This is a genomic window from Streptomyces flavofungini (assembly GCF_041028215.1).
GTDB classification, from domain to species: domain Bacteria; phylum Actinomycetota; class Actinomycetes; order Streptomycetales; family Streptomycetaceae; genus Streptomyces; species Streptomyces flavofungini_B.
This window is the reverse complement of record NZ_JASKYR010001438.1, coordinates 1-570: the sequence shown is the minus strand read 5'-3', so window position 1 is coordinate 570 and position 570 is coordinate 1. Positions and strand designations below refer to the sequence as shown.

General features: G+C 75.3%; 1 protein-coding gene. It reads right to left on the bottom strand.

The features are described 5' to 3' along the window. Nucleotides 1-570, bottom strand: a 570-nt coding sequence (locus tag AB8Z36_RS41540) for an AMP-binding protein (RefSeq protein ID WP_369218502.1), incomplete at both ends; no start/stop codon positions are given.

Genomic DNA, 570 nt, shown 5'->3' with positions numbered 1-570 from the left:
GACGGACCCGGCCCGCGCCTGCCCGTCCGCCCGCACACTGGTGTTCATCAGGGTCTCCGTCATCCCGTACCGCTCGATGACGGTCCGTCCGGTCACCGCCGTGATCCGCTCACGGTCGCGCGCGGCGAGCGCGGCCGAGCCCGACACGAGCAGGCGCGCACCGGCCAGCGCCCCGGCGAGCACGAGGTCCGGGGCTCCGGACGCGGGCGCGAGGGCCTCCGCGACGCGGTGGTACATCGTCGGCACCCCGAACAGCATCGTGGCCCCCGAGTTCAGCTCACGCGCCACCCCCTCGGTGCTGAACCGGCCGAGGTGCCGCATCGCCCCGCCGCGCCGCAGCGGTCCGAGGACGCCGAGGACGAGTCCGTGTACGTGGAAGAGGGGCAGCGCGTGTACGAGGACGTCGTCCTCGCTCCACTGCCAGGCGTCCTCCAGAGCGTCGAGCGTGCTGGTCACGGCCCTGCGCGGGAGCACGGCGCCCTTGGGCGGTCCCGTGGTGCCGGAGGTGTAGACGATCAGTGCGGGGTGGCCGGGGTCCGGCTCAGCGGGCGGCGGCGGGGCCGGTGCGGT